Here is a 13,883-nt window from a genome sequence, read left to right as displayed (position 1 = left end):
AAACCGAGATGCAGACCGCTGATTTTTATCACTTTGCATGGATTTGAACCGCCTCAAATCGTGACGCCCGCGCCGTCAAGCGTTTGGCGCCAAGGCCCCCAACCCCACCCCGCACTGCACCAAGCCCCGCCACATCCCTCTGCTACCATCGCCGGTTCAGTCCGCCGCATCCCCCACCTGCCCGTGGCGGCACCAACTACGTAACGAAACACAGGAGTCTGCATGTCTTCCGAGCTGCTCAAGTCCCTTGGTCTGGACGCGATCAACGCTGGCACCTACCTGGGCAACGGGGAATGGTCGAGCGCCACCGGCGGTGAGCTGATCACCCCGGTCAACCCGACCACCGGCGAGCCGATCGCGCAGGTCCGCGCCACCACCGAGGCCGAGTACGAAACCGTCATTACCCGTGCCCAGGAAGCCTACAAGACCTGGCGCACCACCCCGGCCCCGCGCCGCGGCGAAGCCGTGCGCCTGTGCGGCGAAGCGCTGCGCAAGCACAAGGACGCCCTGGGTTCGCTGGTCGCACTGGAAATGGGCAAGAGCAAGCCCGAAGGCGACGGCGAAGTGCAGGAGATGATCGACATCGCCGATTTCGCCGTGGGCCAGAGCCGCATGCTGTACGGCTACACCATGCATTCGGAGCGCCCCGGCCACCGCATGTACGAGCAGTACCATCCGCTGGGCCTGGTCGGCATCATCTCGGCCTTCAACTTCCCGGTCGCGGTGTGGAGCTGGAATGCCTTCCTGGCCGCCATCTGCGGTGACATCTGCATCTGGAAGCCGTCCAACAAGACCCCGCTGACCGCCATCGCCTCCATGCGCATCTGCAACGACGCGCTGCGCGAAGCCGGTTTCCCGGACATCTTCTTCCTGGTCAACGACGCCGGCACCGCCCTGTCGGAAAAGATGGTCGACGACCGCCGCGTACCGCTGATCAGCTTCACCGGCTCGACCCAGGTCGGCCGCACGGTCAACGAGAAGGTCGCCCGTCGCCTGGGCCGCTGCCTGCTGGAGCTGGGTGGCAACAACGCCATCATCCTCGACGAGACCGCCGACCTGAAGCTGGCCGTGCCGGGCATCGTGTTCGGTGCGGTCGGTACCGCCGGCCAGCGCTGCACCACCACCCGCCGCCTGATCGTGCACCGCTCGATCTACGCCGACGTGCTGGCCACCCTGGTCAAGGCCTACAAGCAGGTGGAAGGCAAGATCGGTGACCCGACCGATGCCGCCAACCTGATGGGCCCGCTGAACAGCGACGGTGCCGTGCAGCAGTTCCTCGATGCCATCGCCCAGGCCAAGGCCGCTGGCGGCACCATCGAAACCGGCGGCACCCGCATCGATCGTGCAGGCAACTTCGTGCTGCCGGCCATTGTCTCGGGCCTGAAGAACAGCGACGCCGTGGTCCAGCACGAAACCTTCGCGCCGATCCTGTACGTCATGCCGTACGACAGCCTCGATGAAGCCATCGACATGCAGAACGGCGTGCCGCAGGGCCTGTCGTCCTCGATCTTCACCCAGAACCTGAAGACCGCCGAGAAGTTCCTGTCGGCGGCCGGCAGCGACTGCGGCATCGCCAACATCAACATCGGTACGTCCGGTGCGGAGATCGGCGGCGCGTTCGGTGGCGAGAAGGACACCGGCGGTGGTCGTGAGTCGGGTTCGGATGCGTGGAAGGTCTACATGCGCCGCCAGACCAACACCATCAACTACTCGGATTCGCTGCCGCTGGCCCAGGGCATCAAGTTCGACCTGTAATGGCAGAGGTTTCGGCCATTGCTGCGGGTCAGAGCCCCTCCGGGGATCTGACCCTCGACTTCAGCGGCCGCCGCGTACTCATCGCCGGCGGCAGCAAGGGCATCGGCCGTGAACTGGCGCTGGCATTCGCCGGCGCCGGGGCACGGGTCTCGGTCTGCGCCCGCGGCCTGCCCGGGCTGCAGGCACTGCAGGCCGACGCCGAGGCACAGGGCACGCCTGTGCATGTTGTCGCGGCCGATCTGGCCGAGGTCGAGCAGATCGGTGGCTGGCTGCAGGCCGCCGCCGATGCGCTCGGCGGCATCGACGTGCTGGTCAACAACGCCACCGGCTACGGCATGGCCGACGACGAGGACGGCTGGGCGGCCAGCCTGCAGATCGACCTGATGGCGGCCGTGCGTGCCTCCCGCCTGGCCCTGCCCTGGCTGCGGGCCTCCGATGACGCCTGCATCCTCAACCTGTCCTCGATCGCCGCGCAGCAGCCCCGTCCCGGTGGCGCGCCGTATGCGGCGGCCAAGGCCGCACTCTCGCACTACACCAGCTCGCAGGCGCTGGCGTTGGCGGCGGACCGCATCCGGGTCAATGCCATCGCGCCGGGCTCGATCGAGTTTGCCGATGGCCTGTGGGACCGACGCCGCGTGGAGGATCCCGCGCTGTACCAAGCCACCCTGGCGCGGATCCCGTTCGGCCGCTTCGGCCACCCGCGCGAGATCGCCGACGCCGCGCTGTTCCTGTGCTCGCCGCTGGCGCGCTGGATCACCGGCCACGTGCTCAACGTGGATGGTGGCCAGGTGTTGATGGGCTGAAGCTGGGTCGCGCGCCGCGCTCGCCGGGCATGGCCCGGCGCTGCCGCGCTGCCGCCCATGGGCTTGCCGGCCCGCAGGCACTATCATGTGTGCACTGCCAAGGAGGATCCCCATGAGCGTGGCACCCCGACAGACAAGCGGCCTGGCCGTCCTCAGCCTGGTGCTGGGCATCGCCAGCTGGACCGTGCTGCCCTTCGTGGCCAGCATCGTGGCCATCATCACCGGGCACATGGCCCGCAGCGAGATCCGCCGCCGTCCCGCCGAGCTGGAAGGCGATGGACTGGCCCTGACCGGCCTCATCCTGGGCTGGTTGAACGTGATCATGCTGGGCCTGGGCCTGCTGGTCCTCGTCCTGTTCTTCGGCGGTCTGGCCTGGCTGGCCACGCTGTCGAACTGACCGCCATGAGCGCGTCGGACAGCACTGAACGCTTCAGCAGCCGGGTCGCCGATTACGTGCGCTACCGCCCGGACTATCCCGCTGCCCTGATGGACTGGCTGCATGGGCCGATGGCCGTGCCCACCGCGGCGCTCGTCGCCGACATCGGAGCCGGCACCGGCATTTCCAGCCGCCAGTTCCTGGCCGCCGGCCATCCGCTGGTGGCGGTGGAGCCGAATGCGGCCATGCGCGCGGCGGCCGAGCAGTGGCTGGCACCGCAGTTTCCGCTGTTCCGCGCCGTCGATGGCCGCGCCGAGGCGACCGGGCTGGCCGATGCCAGCGTCGATCTGGTCAGCGCCGCGCAGGCCTTCCACTGGTTCGACACCGTGGCGGTGCGTGCCGAATGGCAGCGCATCCTGCACCCGGGCGGACTGGCCCTGATCTACTGGAATTCGCGCCTGCTCGATGCCAGCCCGTTCCTGGTCGGCTACGAGCAGCTGCTGCTGGACTACGGCACCGATTACACCGCGGTGGCCGAGCGCTACCAGGACGACGCCACCATGCAGGCCTGGTTCGGCCCCGGCCTGCGCGGCATGATCGAGCTGCCCAACGTGCAGCACCTGGACTTCGACGCCCTGCGCGGGCGCCTGCTGTCTTCTTCCTACGCACCGCAGCCCGGGCACCCGCGCCATGCGCCGATGCTGGCGGCGTTGCAGGACCTGTTCAACGCCCATGCGGTGGATGGACAGGTCGCCTTTGAATATCGAACCCGAGCCTTCCTCGGCACGCTGGACTGAACCGACGCATGTATTCGCTTGCCCGCCCCTTCCTGTTCTCGCTCGACGCCGAGCGCGCCCACGGCCTCGGTCTGTCCGCACTGGACCTGGCCTACCGCACCGGCACCACGCCGCTGCTGGCCGCACGCATCGCGCCGATGCCGAGCACGGTGTTCGGGCTGACCTTCCCCAATCCGGTCGGCCTGGCCGCCGGCCTGGACAAGAACGGCGAGCACATCGATGCCTTGTTCGCGTTGGGCTTCGGCTTCGTCGAGATCGGCACCATCACCCCGCGCCCGCAGGATGGCAACCCGAAGCCGCGGCTGTTCCGGCTCCCGATGCACCAGGCCATCATCAACCGCATGGGCTTCAACAATGCCGGTGTCGATGCGCTGGTGCGCAACGTCGAGCGCGCGCGCAACCGCCGCGGCCTGCTCGGCATCAACATCGGCAAGAACAAGGACACCCCCAACGAGCAGGCGGTCGATGACTACATCGCCTGCCTGGACAAGGTGTATCCGCTGGCCGACTACATCACCGTCAACATCTCCTCGCCCAACACCGCGGGCCTGCGCGAGCTGCAGGAAGAGACCGCGCTGCGCCAGCTGGTCAGCCAGCTGCGCGACCGCCAGGAAGCCCTGGCCGCGCAGCACGGCCGCCGTGTGCCGATGCTGGTGAAGGTGGCGCCTGACCTGAGCGAGCGCGACATCGACGCCGCCGCCCGCGTGCTGGGCGAACTGCAGGTGGACGGCGTGATCGCCACCAACACCACCATCGATCGCAGCGGCATCGCCGGCGATCCGCTGGCCAGCGAGGCCGGTGGCCTGTCCGGTGCGCCGGTGCTGGACCAGTCGACCCTGGTGCTGCGTCGCCTGCGCGCACGCCTGCCCGAATCGGTGCCCCTGGTCGGCGTGGGTGGCATCCTTTCCGGTGCCGACGCGGTGGCCAAGATGGCCGCCGGCGCCGCCCTGGTGCAGTGCTACAGCGGCCTGATCTACCGAGGCCCGTCGCTGGTGGCCGAGTGCGTGGAGGCGATCCGTCGCCGCCGCGAAGCGCCCAGCCGTGGCGCGGTGGCGCCGCTGTGAGCGCGCCCATGGACGGCCACGACACCTCCGCCGCACCGCTGCGCTGGACCCTTACCGAAAACGCCCCGCTGCAGGGATTGAACACCTTCCACGTGCGCGCCAATGCGGCGCAGCTGCTGGAACTGCACGACCCTGCCCTGCTGCCGGACGTGCTGGCCCTGCCCAGCGTGGCCAACGGCCCGCTGCTGGTGCTGGGCAGCGGCAGCAACGTGCTCATCGCCGATGACCTGCCGGGCACCGTACTGGTATTCGGCAACCGCGACATCAGCTTCCTCGAACACCGTGCCGACCACGCGGTCATCCGCGCCGGCGCCGGTGTGTCCTGGCACGGCCTGGTGATGTGGTCGCTGCAGGAAGGCCTGTCCGGCCTGGAAAACCTCGCGCTGATTCCCGGCACGGCCGGTGCGGCGCCGATCCAGAACATCGGTGCCTATGGCGCGCAGGTGGGCGAGTTCATCCAGACCGTCGAAGCCTGGGACTGCCAGGAGCAGGCCTGGGTGCGCATGGACAACGAACAGTGTGGCTTCGGTTATCGCGACAGCGTGTTCAAGCAGCAGCCCGACCGCTACCTGATCACCGCCATCGAACTGAGACTGCCGCTGCTGCACGACCTGCGCATGGACTACGCCGGCATCCGCGAGGAACTGCAGGCACAGGGCGTGGAGCTGCCCAGCGCGGTGGACGTGGCCAATGCGGTCATCACCATCCGCCGCCGCAAGCTGCCCGACCCGGACGTGCTGGGCAACGCCGGCAGCTTCTTCAAGAACCCGGTGCTGCCGCTGGAACAGGTGGAGGTGCTGCAGCAGCATTTCCCCGAGCTGCCGGTGTTCCCGGCCGAGCGCGATGACCAGCGCAAGGTCTCGGCGGCCTGGATGATCGACGCCTGCGGCTGGAAGGGTTTCCGCGAAGGCGACGCCGGCGTGGCCCCCAGTCATGCACTGGTGCTGGTCAACCACGGCAACGCCACCGGCGCCGAACTGCTGGACCTGGCACGACGCATCTCCGCCTCGGTGCTGGAGAAATTCGGCGTGCCGATCGAACCGGAGCCGCGCCTGCTCGGCGCCCAGTGGTGAACGCCACGGCACGGCCCGCGCTCGCCACCCCGGCGCGGGCGGCGCTGCTGATGCTCGCCAGCACGATGGCGTTTGGCCTGATGGCCATCGCCATCCGCTATGCGACGCGCTACGTGCCGACCCAGGAAGTCGCGTTCTTCCGCAACGCGTTCGGCCTGCTGGCACTGTTGCCGATGCTGCTGCGGCCGGGCCGTGCGCCGCTGAAGACCCAGCAGCTGCCGCGCTATTTCGTGCGCAGCGCGATCGGCCTTGGCTCGATGCTCTGCGCGTTCTGGGCGTTGGGCCACCTGCCCCTGGCGCAGGCGGTGTCGCTGTCCTATTCCACACCGTTGTTCGTGACCATCGCCGCAGTGCTGTGGCTGGGTGAAACCGTGCGCGTGCGGCGCTGGGCGGCGGTGGTGGTCGGTTTCATCGGCGTGCTGGTGATCGTGCGGCCGGGCACGGCGGGGTTTTCCGCCGGGAGCCTGATCGCCGTGGCAGCAGCCCTGCTCAGTTCGCTGGTGGCGATCCAGATCAAGCAGCTGACCCGCGTGGACAGCGCCGACACCGTGGTGCTCTACACCTACGTGTTCTGGGTACCGCTGTCGCTGGTCCCGGCCGTGTTCGTGTGGGTCTGGCCCACCGGCATGGCCTGGGTGTGGCTGGTGGCGACGGGCGTGATGGGCACGGTCGGCCAGCTGCTGTGGACGCGCGCTTTGCGCTTGGGCGAGGTATCGGCCCTGACCCCGATCAGCTTCCTGCAGCTGCCGCTGGTGACGCTGTGTGGCTGGCTGTTGTTTGATGAAAGCGTGGACCGTTGGACGCTGATCGGTGCCGGCATCATCCTGGCGGCGAATGCGTATATCGCGCACCGCGAGGCAGTGCTGGCACGGCGCGCCGCGAGCGTGGCAGCGACGGCGGCGGCCAAGCCGGCGGAGTAAGGGTTGTTCGGCAGGGCTTGCAGCCCTGCACCTGCGGTAGTGCCGGCCGCTGGCCGGCAACCTCAAGATCAAGAGCGGCATTCCGCGGGATGGCGGGGCGGTGTGGGTGGTCAGGACACGCCGTAAACCCATCCATGGGGGCTCGATGGCGCCATCCATGGCGCCAACGGTCCTGCCCACCCACACCGCCCCGCCTTCGACAGTTTCCTGCGGCTGTTGGGAACTGCTGGTGGTGGGTGCCGACCGTTGGTCGGCACATCTGTCAGATGTCGAATGAGTCATCCACGCATGGCGTGGCTCTACTGGGACATGCGGCTGTTGGTAGGTGTCGACCGTTGGTCGGCACATCTTTCAGATATCGAATGAATTCATCCACGCATGGCGTGGCTCTACTGCGACAGGCGGCTGTTGGTAGGTGTCGACCGTTGGTCGGCACATCTGTCAGGTATCGAATGAATTCATCCACGCATGGCGTGGCTCTACTGCGACAGGCTGTTGGTAGGTGTCGACCTTGGTCGATACGATCTTTCTATCAGATATCGAATGAATTCATCCGTGCCGACCAACGGTCGGCACCCACCAACAGCAGCGTCATGCCATTCCGACAGATCGCGGAGGTCTGTCGAAGGCGGGGTGGGTCCGGTTGAGGGGGTGTGAGCGGCATGGATGCCGCGACCAAGCCCCCATGGGTGAGAGCGTTTTGCTTGCGAAGCACTGCTTCGCAAGCGCCCGAACGCACAGCCGCCAGCGGCTGGGCCGGACCCCGGAGGGGGGTTTACGGCGTCCCCCTCAACCGGACCCACCCCGCCAACCCACGGAAAGCCCGCTTTTGCCGTTGCCGTCGCCGTTGCATTGAGCAGGTGCAGGGCGCAGCCCTGCCGAAACCCCTACACCGCGCTGTAGGCCCGTTCTGCCGCGCAGAACACATTCCCCGGTGCGAACAGCTCGCCCAGATGATGCAGCGCCTGCCGACGCTGCTGCGGCGGCCGGTAACCGCCCTCCACGCCCATCAGCATCTGCTGGAACGCCACCAGATCCTCCAGGATGCGCACATGCCGATACCACGCGATCCACTGCGCATCGCCCAGGTCATCGCCATACCCCTCGGCAAACCCCTGCGGGCGCTCGCGCCCCCAGCGGCCACCCACTGCTGCCCCGACGAACATCAGGTCGCGCTCGCGCGGCGCCAGTGACAGACCGTCCCAGTCGATCAGGTGCAGCGCCCCGTCGTGCCCCATCAGCAGGTTCCCCGCGTGCAGATCGGTATGGCAGGGATGCAGCAGCGGCTCACGCTCGGCCAGCGCCTGCTGCAGCGCCAGCGCACGCCGGTGCAGCGCGGTGATGCGCACGCGCTGTAGCGCCCACACCGCGTGGAAGGCACGCCCCCAGCGATCCTGCGCGGCGGGCAATGCCGCCGGTTCCTGCAGCCAGTGCCCTACCATCTCAAGTGCCTCGCAGCACAGCGATTGCCGCGGCAGTCCTTCGGCCAGCGCCTCCGGCAGCTGCGCCGTGTGCAGGCGGCGGAGAATTTGACCCAGACGCTGCCATTGCGCCGCACTCAACGGCGCTTCGAAACCGGACTGCCCTTCGATATACGGGAACAGCGTGAACTGCAGGCCCCAGCGCTGCACCGACGCACCACCGGTCATGGCCGGCCACGGTGCCACGATCTCCTCGATGCCCAGCGTGCCGCGCAGCCAGTGCAGACCGTCCCACACCTGCGGCGCCACCTGGTAGCTGCGGCACTTCAACCACCACTGGCTGCCGCGCGCATCGATGCGGAACACGCTCGCGTTGGCGTCGGCACCCACCACGCGCGGGACCACCGCGGTGGCGGTGATGCCGTAGGACTGCTGCAGTACTTCATTGATCTGCTGCGCCGACGCGAAGGACATAAGGCGGTCTTGCCGTGGAATCCTGACGCAGTGTCGCAGATGGCCAAGTCGGTTCGATGGCGATCCCGTCACAACACCGCATCAGTGGTCAGCGATGCGCTGCTATGTCGCAGTCGCTGGCACAGCTCAGCGTGCGTAGAACCCCAGGAACATCGCCACCGCCGATTCGGCGACCTTGCGCCGTTCGACCGGGCCCAGCGGCGGCTGGCCCATGGTGACCTGCGGCCAGAACGCGAAGCCCTTCACCAGGCCCTGCAGTTGGTGGTCGGCGAATTCCGGATCGACCTCACGCAGGCGTCCATCGGCGATGGCGGCGCGGATCCATGCGCTCACGCCACCTTCCTTTTCGCCCATGCGGCAGACAATCGCCTGCGCACGCTCGGGCGAATGGATGATCTCGGCCATCGCCACACGCGCCAGGTCGATGAAGTTGGCATCGCCCAGCAGGTCCAGTTTCTGCCCGAGCAGCTGCAGCAGCTGCACGTCCAGCGGCTGGTCGGCGCGGTACGGCAGCACCACGGCGGCCATGCTGCTTTCCCACAGCTCTTCGAGGATGTGGCCGAACAGCTCTTCCTTGCTGGGGAAATGGTTGTAGACCGTGCGCTTGGACACGCCGGCCGCCGCGGCGATGCGGTCCATGCTGGTCGCCTCGTAGCCGGCGCTGCGGAACTCCTCCACGGCCGCGCGCACGATGGCTTCGCGTTTGCGGTCGGTCAGGCGTTGCGGGGCACGGGACATGGCAGGGAACCAGGAAACTGAACGGATGCGCATATTTTACACCGACCAGTGTACTTTCCTGAAATCGGGAACTACACTGTGCAGTGTACCCAGCGGACGTCCCCGATGAAGCGCCTGCTCCTCATCCTCCTGATCGGAACCCTTGCCGTGACCGCCTATACCTTCTGCAAGTCGTGGTCCCTGCCCGACTTCCCTGATTCTCCGCAGTACCGTGATGGCCGGTTCCAGAATGTCCTGCCGAAACCGGCGATGGGCCTGCGTGCGGGCGTCGAGCTGTGGTGGACCTTCCTGTTCAACCGGCCCAAGGGCACCGTGCCGACCGACCCGATCCCGGTGCAGGCGCTGGACCGTGCCACCTTGGACGCCGCACCGGACCGCACCCTGTTCCGGCTTGGCCACTCCACGATCCTGCTGAAGCTGCGCGGCCAGTACTGGCTGACCGACCCGGTGTTCTCCGAGCGTGCCTCGCCGGTGCAGTGGATGGGCCCGGCACGCTTCCACGCACCGCCGATCAGCATTGAAGACCTGCCGCCGATCGCAGGCGTGATCCTCTCGCACAACCATTACGACCATCTGGACCATGCCGCGGTGATGCAGCTGGCCGGCAAGACCGCGCGCTTCATCGCGCCGCTGGGCGTGGGCGACCAGTTGATTGCCTGGGGCGTGGATGCGGCAAAGGTCGAGCAGCTGGACTGGTGGCAGTCGACCGAGGCCAACGGACTGCGCCTGACCGCAACGCCGGGTCAACACTTCTCCGGCCGCGGCCTCGGTGACAGCGATCGCAGCCTGTGGGCCTCGTGGGTGATCCAGGACGGCGATTTCCGCGTCTTCTTCAGCGGCGACACCGGCTATTTCGACGGCTTCAAGGCCATCGGCGAGAAGTACGGCCCGTTCGACCTGACCATGATCGAGACCGGCGCCTACGACAAACGCTGGGCCTTCGTGCACATGCAGCCCGAGGAGACCCTGCAGGCGCACCTCGACCTGCGCGGCAAGTGGCTGCTGCCGATCCACAACGGCACCTTCGACCTGGCCCTCCACGCATGGCAGCAGCCGTTCGAGCGGATCACCGCGCTGGCGGCGGCGAAGAACGTGCCCGTGGCTACGCCGATCATGGGCCAGGCGCTGGACATGCAGGCGCCTGTGGCGGGTACGCGATGGTGGGAGACGGCGAAGCTGTAACGCAGCCCGGTAGAGTCGAGCAATGCTCGACTGTTTTCTGCTCTCCGCGGAACGCAGTCGAGCGCGCTTATTTACCCGGCCAGATCCAGGTTCACATCGACCAGCTCGGCACCAGGTACGGCGCTTTGCACGTGTTCAAGCGCAGAGGCCAGCGCAGATGCAGCACTCTCAGACTCCCTGTAGAAGGCCAACGCCAGGTACCCCGGTTGACCGCTTCCCAACAGTGCATCATCGCAACCTGCATCGGCCAGGCACTGCTCGATCAGGTCGATGTCATGGGGGGCGTGCGGCAGGCGATATGTGAGCGTGAAGGTGAATTCCACCACGGGGAGTCTCCGGCGACAACGCGGCACAGGGCTCTTGCACCCTACCGCCTGTGCCCAGCAGCGCCAGAGCCATCTACGACACCCGCGCTCTGGTAGCTGCCAACCTTGGTTGGCGCTCTCCGTCGACCAAGGTCGACGGCTACCCGAGCGCCCCAAGGCGATCACCCTTGCTGGTGAATCCCAAGACCCTCGGCTCCTTCTGCCAGACCCGGCCGCAGTTCCAGCGAAGGAAACAGGTAGTCCCCTGCGTTCTGCCGGCGGTACGGAATCACCGCGTCAGTGGCCAGGCCATCCAATCGCCTGCCCAGCCCTTCCAGCACGTCCGCCACGTTCTGCTTGCCCACCTTGCTGCTGCGGTAGATCACGTGGGGCGGCAACACATCGAAACCGGGATAGAACAGGATCCCGTGCTGGATCGGGAACAGCAGATCATCGATCGGACCGTTGATGCCGCGGGCGGCGTAGTGCGACTCCCAGCCACCGGTGGTCACCACCAGCATCGCGCGCTTGCCGGCCATCACGCCCTCGCCATAGCGATCGCCCCAATGGTGGTCCGAATGCTCACCCACGCCATAGGCGAAGCCATAGGCGTAGACCCGGTCGATCCAGCCCTTGAGGATCGCCGGCATCGAGAACCACCACAACGGGAACTGCAGGATGACCGTGTCGGCCCAGCGCAGCTTGTCCTGTTCGGCGGAAATGTCGTCACTCTGGCGGCCATTGGCATAGGCCTCGCGCGAATCCAGCGAAGCATGGAAAGGGCGCTGCGGATCGCGCCCCGGATGGTCATCGCCATCGATCGGCGCCTTCCAGCGCATGGCGTACAGGTCTGACACCTGCACGGTATGTCCTGCCGCCTGCAGGCGCTGCACGGCGAAGTCCTTCAGCGTGCCGTTGAGCGAGGTGGGTTCGGGATGGGCGTAGACAAGCAGAACGTTCATGGATCACCAGATCAGGGAATGCCGATGACGATAGGCAGCATCACGCTATAGTTGAAATGAATTCCCGCAATTGCCCCCATTGCCATGGACAATATCCTGCGTCGCATCGACCTCAACCTGCTGGTGACCCTGCAGGCGCTACTGGAAGAACAGAACGTGACCCGCGCGGCCGAACGCCTGCACCTGGCCCAGCCCACCGTCAGCATCCAGCTGGCGCGGCTGCGTGACTTGTTTGATGACCCGCTGCTGCTGCCGGGTTCGCGCGGCATGCGCTGTACGGCCCGCGCCGAGGCGCTGCGCGAGCCGCTGGCCGAAGCACTGGAAGCGGTCCGGCGCACCGTCGCGCCGGTGCAGGCGTTCGATCCTGCCCGTGCACAGCAGACCTGGCGGATCATGGCGTCGGACTTTGGCGAATCCACCGTGGTGCTGCCTGCACTCCCAGGCATCCGCGATGCCGCGCCGGGCACACGCCTGGCGGTGGTCAGCCTGGCGCCGGCGCAGATGGTGGCGCAGGGCGAGCGTGGTGAGATCGACCTTGCCATCCACATCGCGTCTGAAGCGCCGCCGTCACTGCATCAGCGTCCGCTGTTCCAGGAGCGCTATGTACTGGCCGGCCGGCGCGACCATCCGAAATTGAAGCGGCGGCCGACGCTGAAGCAGTTCTGCGCGTTGCAGCACGCGATCGTGTCCCCCGATGGCGGCGGCTTCCACGGCAACACGGACAGCGCGCTGGCGCATGTCGGCGCCCGCCGCGAGGTCGTGCTGTCGGTGCCGCACTTCCTGTTCCTGCGCAGTGCCCTGCTACGCACCGACCTGGTCGCGATGATGCCTTCGCGCCTGGTGGAGGCTGACCCTGCGTTGAAGGCGGTGGAGGCACCGATCGACGTGCCGGGATTCGAGATGATGCTGTTCTGGCACGAGCGTGTGCATCGCGATCCCGCGCATCGATGGCTGCGGGAGCGTCTGGCAGCCCTGTAGAGGCCAACCTTGGTTGGCGCGTCCCGTCGACCACAGTTGGCGGCTACCAAAGCGTGGTCACAGATCCGGCAAGCCCGGCGGATTGGTCTGCGACTGCGGCACGGCCTCTTCGGCCAGGTTCCAACGCGCCAGGGCCTGCGCATATGTGCCGCTGCGGATCTGCGTGTTCAATGCTGCGGTGATGGCGTCGGCCAGGCCGCTGCCCTTGCGGGTAGTTGCCGAAATCGCCGCCGCATCCGGCCAGCCGCCGGGGAACAGACCGACCCGGCGCACCTTGCCATCGCGCGCCGAATAGGCGCCCGTAGCGTTCGGCTCGAACGACACATCGGCACGCCCGGTGATCACCGCCAGCCGCCCCACCACCGCATCGTCGAAGTACTGGTACTCCACCGGCTTCAGGCCGGCGGCGATGTTCTGCTGGTCCCAGTGGCGCAGGATCTGGTCCTGGTTGGTGCTCGCGCCCACCACCACCTTCAGCCCGGCCACGTCGGCCGGCTTCTCGATCTTCTGGATCGGCCCGTCGGTGCGGGTGTAGATGCCCAGCAGGTCGAACCGGTAGCTGGAGAAGTCGAACTTCTTCTTGCGCTCCTCGGTCACCGTCACGTTGGACAGCACCGCATCGTACTTGCCGGATTCCAGTCCCAGCGGCCAGTCAGGCCATGCCACCGGCACCAGCACCAGCTTCAAGCCCAGGCCATCGGCGATCAGCTTGGCGATGTCCGGCTCGACCCCCACCACCTGCTTGCTGTCGGCACCGTAGTCGGCCAGCGGCAGCTGCGCCGGATGGGTTGCCACGGTCAGCACACCGGGGGTCACGAAACGATAGCCAGCCGGAATCAGCGCCTGCGCCTTCGGGTCAGGCGTGCCGGTCAGCGCAGGCGCATCGGCACCGGCCAGGGTCACACTGGCGGCAGGCGCATCAGCGGGCGCGCGCACGCGGGAGTAAACGATGCCGGCGATGCCGATGACCAGCACAGCGCCGATCAACAGGGTGCTGCGCGAGGGGCGGCGGGATGCTGCAGGCCTCATGGAAGT

The 13,883-nt window shown here is 67.3% G+C and carries 14 protein-coding genes; 9 read left to right on the top strand and 5 right to left on the bottom strand.

What is annotated here, in order from left to right:
- Nucleotides 1–222: 222 nt before the first annotated feature.
- The 7 genes from C1925_RS09650 to C1925_RS09620 all read left to right on the top strand — a co-directional run bounded on the left by C1925_RS09650 (nt 223) and on the right by C1925_RS09620 (nt 6,788).
- A complete protein-coding gene (locus C1925_RS09650; RefSeq protein ID WP_108768678.1) occupies nt 223–1,755 on the top strand; it encodes an aldehyde dehydrogenase family protein in 1,533 nt (510 codons plus the stop codon).
- Entirely contained in the window at nt 1,755–2,558 is an 804-nt protein-coding gene (locus tag C1925_RS09645; RefSeq protein ID WP_108768677.1) for an SDR family oxidoreductase, read from the top strand. Before C1925_RS09650 ends, C1925_RS09645 begins: the two co-directional genes overlap by 1 nt.
- A 112-nt stretch (nt 2,559–2,670) precedes the next feature.
- The gene (locus C1925_RS09640) at nt 2,671–2,955 is read left to right on the top strand and encodes a DUF4190 domain-containing protein (protein WP_108768676.1); all 285 of its coding nucleotides are present in this window, start codon (nt 2,671–2,673) and stop codon (nt 2,953–2,955) included.
- Nucleotides 2,956–2,960: 5 nt separating this feature from the next.
- Entirely contained in the window at nt 2,961–3,731 is a 771-nt protein-coding gene (locus C1925_RS09635) for a class I SAM-dependent methyltransferase (RefSeq protein WP_108768675.1), read from the top strand.
- An 8-nt stretch (nt 3,732–3,739) separates the two neighbouring features.
- On the top strand, nt 3,740–4,795 hold the full coding sequence (locus C1925_RS09630; RefSeq protein WP_108768674.1) for a quinone-dependent dihydroorotate dehydrogenase: 1,056 nt from the start codon (nt 3,740–3,742) through the stop codon (nt 4,793–4,795).
- Between the two features lie 8 nt (nt 4,796–4,803).
- On the top strand, nt 4,804–5,868 hold the full coding sequence (gene murB, locus C1925_RS09625) for a UDP-N-acetylmuramate dehydrogenase (RefSeq protein WP_108770669.1): 1,065 nt from the start codon (nt 4,804–4,806) through the stop codon (nt 5,866–5,868).
- A gap of 50 nt (nt 5,869–5,918) precedes the next feature.
- On the top strand, nt 5,919–6,788 hold the full coding sequence (locus C1925_RS09620; protein ID WP_108770668.1) for a DMT family transporter: 870 nt from the start codon (nt 5,919–5,921) through the stop codon (nt 6,786–6,788).
- 887 nt (nt 6,789–7,675) lie between these two features.
- On the opposite strand, the gene C1925_RS09615 is transcribed toward C1925_RS09620, so the two are convergent.
- The gene (locus C1925_RS09615; protein ID WP_108768673.1) at nt 7,676–8,683 is read right to left on the bottom strand and encodes an aminoglycoside phosphotransferase family protein; all 1,008 of its coding nucleotides are present in this window, start codon (nt 8,681–8,683) and stop codon (nt 7,676–7,678) included.
- Nucleotides 8,684–8,809: 126 nt separating this feature from the next.
- On the bottom strand, nt 8,810–9,421 hold the full coding sequence (locus C1925_RS09610) for a TetR/AcrR family transcriptional regulator (RefSeq protein ID WP_108770667.1): 612 nt from the start codon (nt 9,419–9,421) through the stop codon (nt 8,810–8,812).
- A gap of 105 nt (nt 9,422–9,526) precedes the next feature.
- Between C1925_RS09610 and C1925_RS09605 the strand changes: the two genes are divergently transcribed.
- On the top strand, nt 9,527–10,603 hold the full coding sequence (locus C1925_RS09605; RefSeq protein WP_108768672.1) for an MBL fold metallo-hydrolase: 1,077 nt from the start codon (nt 9,527–9,529) through the stop codon (nt 10,601–10,603).
- Between the two features lie 71 nt (nt 10,604–10,674).
- Here the strand turns inward: C1925_RS09605 and C1925_RS09600 are convergent, their stop codons facing one another.
- On the bottom strand, nt 10,675–10,929 hold the full coding sequence (locus C1925_RS09600; RefSeq protein WP_108768671.1) for a hypothetical protein: 255 nt from the start codon (nt 10,927–10,929) through the stop codon (nt 10,675–10,677).
- 161 nt (nt 10,930–11,090) lie between these two features.
- Nucleotides 11,091–11,870 (bottom strand): NAD(P)H-dependent oxidoreductase, encoded by a 780-nt coding sequence (locus C1925_RS09595; RefSeq protein ID WP_108768670.1) that lies wholly within the window; start codon nt 11,868–11,870, stop codon nt 11,091–11,093.
- 84 nt (nt 11,871–11,954) lie between these two features.
- Between C1925_RS09595 and C1925_RS09590 the strand changes: the two genes are divergently transcribed.
- Nucleotides 11,955–12,848 carry a LysR substrate-binding domain-containing protein gene (locus C1925_RS09590; RefSeq protein WP_108768669.1) on the top strand — a complete coding sequence of 298 codons (894 nt, stop codon included), beginning with the start codon at nt 11,955–11,957 and terminating at the stop codon, nt 12,846–12,848.
- A 57-nt stretch (nt 12,849–12,905) separates the two neighbouring features.
- Here C1925_RS09590 and C1925_RS09585 read toward each other — a convergent pair whose 3' ends face one another.
- The gene (locus C1925_RS09585) at nt 12,906–13,877 is read right to left on the bottom strand and encodes an ABC transporter substrate-binding protein (RefSeq protein ID WP_108768668.1); all 972 of its coding nucleotides are present in this window, start codon (nt 13,875–13,877) and stop codon (nt 12,906–12,908) included.
- Nucleotides 13,878–13,883: the final 6 nt, after the last annotated feature.

The sequence above is a fragment of the Stenotrophomonas sp. SAU14A_NAIMI4_5 genome (assembly GCF_003086795.1).
Lineage (GTDB): Bacteria > Pseudomonadota > Gammaproteobacteria > Xanthomonadales > Xanthomonadaceae > Stenotrophomonas.
Note: the sequence above shows the minus strand (reverse complement) of the source record. Positions and strands in the feature narration are given on the sequence as shown.